The following is a 6,498-nucleotide window of genomic DNA, read 5'->3' on the forward strand; positions in this document are numbered from 1 at the left end:
ATGGCCGTTTCACGACGACGCATCGATATCGACGAAGGCCGCGCCGCCCTGGCCGCGTGGCTGGCAGCCGGCGTCCCGGTCTCCGGCCTCCCGGCGTCCGGCGTCCCGCGTGCCGTGACGGCGACGGCGGTGCGGTACACGCTCGAAGAGGTCACCGCCAGGGCGCCCGGCAACTCCGTAGAGGTCCGCGTTCCGCCGTTCGGCGTCACGCAGTGCGTGGAGGGCCCGCGCCATACGCGCGGCACTCCCCCGAACGTGATTGAGTGCGACGCCGCCACATGGCTGGCGATGGTCACCGGCCAGTTGAGCTGGGCAGACGCTGTGGCGTCCGGGAAAGTATCCGCGTCAGGGCTCCGGGCGGATCTGTCGGAACTGCTCCCGCTGTAGCTAGTTGACCTTGGCCGGGAGCTCGACTGCCGGGTGCGGAACGGTGCTCTGGAGCTTCGTGGACAGCGCGATCACCACGGCCAGCACAAACGCCATCACCGCGATCAACAGGGACATGATGGCCACGTGGCCGTAGCCGTCAATCCGCGGATCAAGGAACGGGTAGGGGTACCAGTCCGCGAACGGGCCGCGCAGCAGGCTGTATACCAGGTATGCAAGCGGGAAAACCAGCCAGATGAGGGACTCCCGCAGCGAGATCCGCTTCCGGGGCAGGTCCACGAGCCAGTCGATCACGATCACTGTGGGCATGGTGTAGTGCAGCACCACGTTGATCCACGGAACCGCCGTGTCCACCTCGATGTTGCTCAGCAGCAGGCTGTAGGTAATCCCGGTGATGGTCATGTACATGGTGGCGGCGCCGCGCAGGAGCTGCAGCCAGCGGGCGGTCCGCCCCTGCCACGCGTACCAGCCGGCAATTCCGAACGTTGCCGTGGCGATGATATTGGACTCGACCGTGAAGAAGCTGAAGAAGTTCAGCGGCCGGTAGCCGGCGATGTTCTGGACGTTGTACGTGAACTGTCCCACGAGTGCCGCCAGACACAGCGCCGCGAAGAAGAACCGGAATAGTGCAAGTCCCCTGTTTGCCGTCATGGGTTGATCCTAGGCCAGGCCTGCGGGGAAGGTCGGGGAAAAACGCGCAGCCCCGCCCCGGTGTTTTCCGGGACGGGGCTGCGTTTGGTGCGGTTCTGCGGGTTCCGGTTGTACGGCCGGCCCCTATTCGTGGTTGATAGCGGCCGAACTGCGCTCCGGCGGACCTGAGTGGCCGCCGGGCCGGCTCATTTGGAATCCGGGGATGTCCTTGGGGTTGGGACCTCCCCGGAACTTGGGCGACGGTGCTTCGCCGCCGCTGATCCGGGCAAGCTCCTGGTCCTCGAAGTCATCCTCGACGCCGAGCATGATGGCCGAGTCGTGGTTGGTGATTTCGCCGCGGAAGGCACGGACCATGACGCTGCGGTCGAATTGGCCCTCCCACTTGGAGACCACGAACGTGGCCACGCAGTTGCCCAGCAGGTTGACCACAACGCGCATGGAATCCATGAGGCGGTCCGCGCCCAGGAGCAGGGCCACGCCGGCAACCGGGAAGATCCCGAGGGCGGCAGCGGTGGCCGACAGAGCGAGGAACGAGGAGCCGGGCACGCCGGCCATGCCTTTGGAGGTCAGGAGCAGGACACCGAGAGCGGCCAGCTGCTGGCCGAGGTCCAGGTGGTGGCCGAAGGCCTGCGCCAGGAAGAGCAGCGAGATCGACAGGTAGATCGCGGCGCCGTCGAGGTTGAACGAATAGCCGGTGGGAACCACCAGGCCGGTAGTGGCGCGTGAGCAGCCGGCATTGGTCAGCTTGGTCATGATGCGCGGCATCACAGCCTCGGTGGAGGCGGTGCCGAGCGCCAGCAGGAACTCCTCGCGGGTGTACTTCAGGAAGTGCCAGAGCGGAACGCGGGCAAAGCCCCAGGCCACGAGGAAGAGCAGTCCAATGAAAACGATGGCCGCGCCGTAGCAGGCGGCAATCAGCAACGCATAGGTGCTGAGGGTGTCGAGTCCGTACTGGCCGATGATGAACGCCATGGCGCCGAAAGCACCGATCGGGGCCACCTTCATGATCCAGGACATGATCTTGAAGATAAGCTCCAGGACGGTCTCCATGAGGCTGATGACCGGCATGCAGCGCTCGCGTCCGATGACGACGATGGCCGCGCCGAAGAACACCGAGAAGAACAGCACCTGCAGGAGGCTGTTGTTCGCGAAGGCGCCGATGACGCTGGTGGGAATGACGTCCAGGATGAAGGCTGCGGCGTCCTTGGGCACGGCATGGCCGGTCTTGGCGTCCAGGGCCTCCTGGGACAGTGTGCTCGGATCGATGTTCAGCCCGGCACCGGGCTGGACGATGTTGCCTACGATCAGGCCGAAGACCAGCGCGAACAGCGTGGCCGCGGTGAAGTAGAGAAGGGCTTTGACTCCGACCCTTCCGACCGCCTTGACGTCGCCTACGGCCGAAATGCCGGTGACGATCACCAGGAAAATCAGCGGCGCGATGATCATCTTGATGAGCTGGATAAATCCATCACCGAGAGGCCTCAGCTGCGAGCCGAGGTCCGGCCAGAAATGTCCGATAAGAACACCTGCCACGACGGCGATCAGAATTTGGAAGAAGAGCGACCTATACAGGGGCTTCTTCTTCGACGGCGCCGAACTCGCCTTCAGCGCCGCGGAATCTGGGATCTTCATTGATCTGTACCTATCAATCGGGAACAGCCCCGGAGATCGGGGTCTGTTTCCAAAGTAACCCCGCTCACATTATTCCGCAAGGGGAAATAGAGTTTTCACAATGCGGAAGTCTATGGCGGTTTGCGGGGCACGAAAAAAGCCACGGCCGCGGACGTCCGCACCCTGGATCACAGGTGCGGACGTCCGCTTCCGTAGCGGAATGTAGCGGAGTCTTAGGCTGTCAGCCGCGGCCGATGAATGGCATGCCGGCGGCGGTGATCACCACCGAGCCCACGCTGGCGGACGGCGGCATGCCGGCCATCAGAAGCACCGCACGTGCGGCGTCCTGCACCGGGAACGTGGGCTCCACCCTGCGGCTGCCGTCAGCCTGCAGGGCACCGGAGTCCACGCCGATGGTGCCCATGATGTCCGTGGCCGTGTTGCCGATGTCGATCTGGCCGCATGTGATGCCGAACTCCCGGCCGTCCAGGTCGATGCTCTTGGTCAGGCCTGTCATGGCGTGCTTGGTCACCGTGTAAGCCACGGTCCGGGGCCGCGGCGAATGAGCGGAAATCGACCCGTTGTTGATGATCCGGCCGCCCTGCGGCTCCTGGGCTTTCATGGCCCGCACCGCAGCGGCAGCGCAGAGCATGGAACCGCTGAGGTTCACCGCCACAACCGCATCCCAGTCGGCCACGCTGATCTCGTCCACCGACGCGGCCGGACCGAACACGCCCGCGTTGTTGAACAGGACGTCCACTCTCCCCCACTTCTGGCGGGCCGCAGCGAAAAGGCGTTCGACGTCGTCGGGCACTGTCACGTCGCACAGCACCGTCAGGGACTGGCGGTGGCCGGCAGCGGACTCCAGCAGCGGAGCCTCGCGGCGGCCGGCCAGCACCACGCGGTATCCCTCGGCCAGCATGAGCCGCGCCACCGCCCGGCCGATCCCGGAACCTGCTCCGGTCACGACGGCGACCGGCCCCGGCCGGTGGGGTGGAACGGGCCTGTGGGTTGCAGTCATTCGTCGCTCCTTGCGTTGAGGGCCGGGCTGCCCAAGCCCGGGCTACCGCGCGGCAGGCACTTCCGCTGCCGTTATGGGCCAGCCTATGACTGTCTTGGGCCGCGGTGTGGCGTAAGTCCGGACTTTGGACGTGGACAGTCCCAGCCGCACCAGGGACTCCGCGATCGTCACAGCCGCCGCCACTCCGTCCACCACCGGAACCCCGGCACGCTGGCGGATCTCCTCGTCCAGTCCGGCCATGCCGCCGCAGCCCAGGACAATGACCTCCGCTTTGTCCTCGCGGACGGCAACCAGCGCCTGCTCGATGATCGCTTCCACGGCCCGCTCCGGCTCCTCTTCCAGTTCCAGGACCGCCATGCCGCTGGCCCGAACGGAGGCGCACCGGGCATCGAGGCCAGCCAGCTTCAGCCGGTCCTCGATCAGCGGAACCGCCCGGTCAAGGGTGGTGACCACTGAATACTTGTGTCCGAGGAACATCGCCGTGGAGGCTGCCGCCTCAGTGATGTCGACGACGGGGACGTCCAGGAGCTCCTGCAGCCCCTCGCGTCCGTGCTCGCCGTAGCCGGCCTGGATAACGGCGTCGAACGGTTCCGGGTAATTGACCACGGCGTCCATGACGGCGATCGCAGCGAGGTAGCTTTCGAAGTTTCCCTCGCAGGAGTCCGCGCCGAACCGCGGCGTGATCCCGACGATCTCGGTTCCCGGCGCCGCGACGGACCGTGCCTGGGCCGCGATGGAGTCGGTCATGGACTGCGTTGTATTTACGTTGGCGACAAGAATGCGCATGTCTGTCTCTTCCGTTTTCCGTGCTGAACTTTTCCGTGCCGGACTTTTCCGTGCCGGACTTTTGCGCGGCGGCGTGTCAGTGGGTGCTCGCGATGGCGATGGCTTCGCCGTCGACATCTTCGAGCCGCTGCGAGCGGTCCGCAATGAAGTAGTACACCACTGCGGCGATACCGGCCGCGAAGAACCACGCAAACGGGGCGGCTGCCTCGAGCGCCGGAACGAAGGCTATCAGGAGCGCGACGGCGGCTGCCGGGACCAGGGCGATGATGGCCCGGGGGTTGAAGCCCTTCGTGTAGTAATACGCTCCGGCGGGGTCGTCGCTGTAAAGCTCCGGCACATTGACCCGTCCTCGGCGCAGCAGCCAGTAGTCGGCCATGACTACGCCGAACAGCGGGCCTAGCAATGCCCCTAGGCCGCCGAGGAAGTACACGATCACGAGCGGGTTGTTGTAAAGGTTCCACGGCAGGATGATGAGTCCGATGGTGCCGCTGACCCAGGCCGCCTTGCGGAAATTCAGGTGCTTCGGGAACAGGTTGGTCAGTGCGTAGACCGGGGCCACGAAGTTGGCCATCAGGTTCACGGCGATGGTCAGGATGAGCAGGGCAAGGCAGGCCAGGACAAGGAACAGCGTGTTCGGAATGGTCTGGACAATGTCCGACGGGCTCTGGATGACAGTGCCGTTGATTTTGAACTGGCCGCCGGCCATGACCACCACGATGGCGCCGAAGAGAAGCATGTTGATGGGAATTCCCCAGAAGTTGCCTCGGACCACGGCCTTCTTGGAGACGGCGGACCGGGTGAAGTCGCAGAAGTTGAGGACGAACGTTCCGTAGATGGCCACCCAGAGGGCGCCGCCGGCGAAGATGGTGCGCCACATGTCGGCGCCTTCGAGGGCGTTGTCCGAGGCCCAGGCGATGGAACCGCCGGCTTCAACGAAGATCCAGATGGCGATGGCCGCCATGGTCACCAGGATGACGGGGCCGGCAAATGCTTCGTATTTGCGGATCATCTCCATGCCGAAACTGACAATGACCAGCTGGACGATCCAGAGGAACACAAAGGCCGCCCAGCCCAGCGTGGATAGTCCGAGGACCGAGTTGGTGTCCAGTTCATGCAGCGAAGGAACCATGGCCACGAGCATGACGCGGAGCACGACCGACGCCAGGTAGGTCTGGATGCCGAACCAGGCAACCGCCACCGCGCCGCGCAGGAGGCTGGCGATCTGGGCTCCCCTGATACCGAAGCTGATCCGGCTCATGACGGGGAACGGCACGCCGGTCTTGACGCCCATGAAGCCGGAGAAGCTCAGGAGGGCGAACAACAGGACTGCGCCGACTCCAAGGGCAAGGAGGATCTGCCAGCCGCCGAGGCCCAGTGCGAAGAGGCCGATGGCGAAGGCATAGTTGCCGAGGCTGTGGACGTCATTGGCCCACAGGGTAAAGATGCTGTAGCTGGTCCAGCGGCGGCCTTCGCGCTTTGTCGGAGCAAGGTCAATGTTGTACAGGCTGGGACTGATGGTGCGCCCGGACGCGGCACTTGCGGCTTCGCACAGGGCATCGACGCCCGTTGCAGGATGGACCGGCTGGCCCGACGACATTGTCGGGCCGGGAGCCGTTTCGACGCCGACTGATGGGGTCGTCTGCATCTGGATCTCCAGTTCTAGGGATGGGTTGGGGCGGAAGTCTGCGCTTCCGAAACTTGGTTCCACATTATGGAAAACTGGTTTTGTGGAGTGGAATAACTTTATGACCTGCGTCACGCCGCGGTCAAGGAGGCGACACTGTCACAATCGGTCCACAAGCACCCTTGAAGCCACCCCGGTGCGCCGGATCACAACCCCGCCTTGACCACTCGCCCACTCCTGCATAATCTCGAATGGCAAGAATGTTTTCTCACAATACGAAAACTTAGAGCCCAGACATTCAAAGATGAAAAGAGGCTGCCGTGGCTGCAGGAGAAGATACCTCCCATATCCTCAGCGGGTTGACTAACCAGCTGCCTGATCGTGATCCGGAAGAGACCGCCGAATGGATTGAGTCCCT

General features: G+C 64.3%; 6 protein-coding genes. 1 reads left to right on the forward strand and 5 read right to left on the reverse strand.

The window, feature by feature from the left end; all coding sequences use genetic code 11:
- Entirely contained in the window at positions 1–387 is a 387-nt protein-coding gene (locus ASF98_RS18740) for a sterol carrier family protein (protein WP_055805046.1), read from the forward strand.
- Here the strand turns inward: ASF98_RS18740 and ASF98_RS18745 are convergent, their stop codons facing one another.
- From ASF98_RS18745 to ASF98_RS18765, 5 genes are all read right to left on the reverse strand, one after another.
- Positions 388–1,038, reverse strand: a complete 651-nt coding sequence (locus ASF98_RS18745) for a Pr6Pr family membrane protein (protein ID WP_055805050.1) — start codon at positions 1,036–1,038, stop codon at positions 388–390. It lies immediately after the preceding gene.
- Positions 1,039–1,161: 123 nt separating this feature from the next.
- Positions 1,162–2,670, reverse strand: coding sequence for a cation:dicarboxylate symporter family transporter (locus tag ASF98_RS18750; protein ID WP_055805053.1), 1,509 nt, complete (start codon positions 2,668–2,670; stop codon positions 1,162–1,164).
- A 220-nt stretch (positions 2,671–2,890) separates the two neighbouring features.
- The gene (locus ASF98_RS18755; protein ID WP_055805056.1) at positions 2,891–3,670 is read right to left on the reverse strand and encodes an SDR family oxidoreductase; all 780 of its coding nucleotides are present in this window, start codon (positions 3,668–3,670) and stop codon (positions 2,891–2,893) included.
- A gap of 42 nt (positions 3,671–3,712) precedes the next feature.
- Positions 3,713–4,456 (reverse strand): aspartate/glutamate racemase family protein, encoded by a 744-nt coding sequence (locus ASF98_RS18760; RefSeq protein WP_055805059.1) that lies wholly within the window; start codon positions 4,454–4,456, stop codon positions 3,713–3,715.
- Positions 4,457–4,532: 76 nt separating this feature from the next.
- Complete coding sequence (locus ASF98_RS18765; RefSeq protein ID WP_055805061.1) at positions 4,533–6,101, reverse strand: NCS1 family nucleobase:cation symporter-1; 1,569 nt, start codon at positions 6,099–6,101, stop codon at positions 4,533–4,535.
- Positions 6,102–6,498 lie beyond the last annotated feature (397 nt).

The organism is Arthrobacter sp. Leaf337, assembly GCF_001423745.1.
In the GTDB taxonomy this organism is placed as follows: domain Bacteria; phylum Actinomycetota; class Actinomycetes; order Actinomycetales; family Micrococcaceae; genus Arthrobacter.

Excerpts from the sequence above, each read along its gene's own strand:
- ASF98_RS18740 (WP_055805046.1), top strand. The coding sequence starts at position 1 with ATGGCCGTTTCACGACGACGCATCGATATCGACGAAGGCCGCGCCGCC.
- ASF98_RS18745 (WP_055805050.1), bottom strand. The coding sequence starts at position 1,038 with ATGACGGCAAACAGGGGACTTGCACTATTCCGGTTCTTCTTCGCGGCG.
- ASF98_RS18750 (WP_055805053.1), bottom strand. The coding sequence starts at position 2,670 with ATGAAGATCCCAGATTCCGCGGCGCTGAAGGCGAGTTCGGCGCCGTCG.
- ASF98_RS18755 (WP_055805056.1), bottom strand. The coding sequence starts at position 3,670 with ATGACTGCAACCCACAGGCCCGTTCCACCCCACCGGCCGGGGCCGGTC.
- ASF98_RS18760 (WP_055805059.1), bottom strand. The coding sequence starts at position 4,456 with ATGCGCATTCTTGTCGCCAACGTAAATACAACGCAGTCCATGACCGAC.
- ASF98_RS18765 (WP_055805061.1), bottom strand. The coding sequence starts at position 6,101 with ATGCAGACGACCCCATCAGTCGGCGTCGAAACGGCTCCCGGCCCGACA.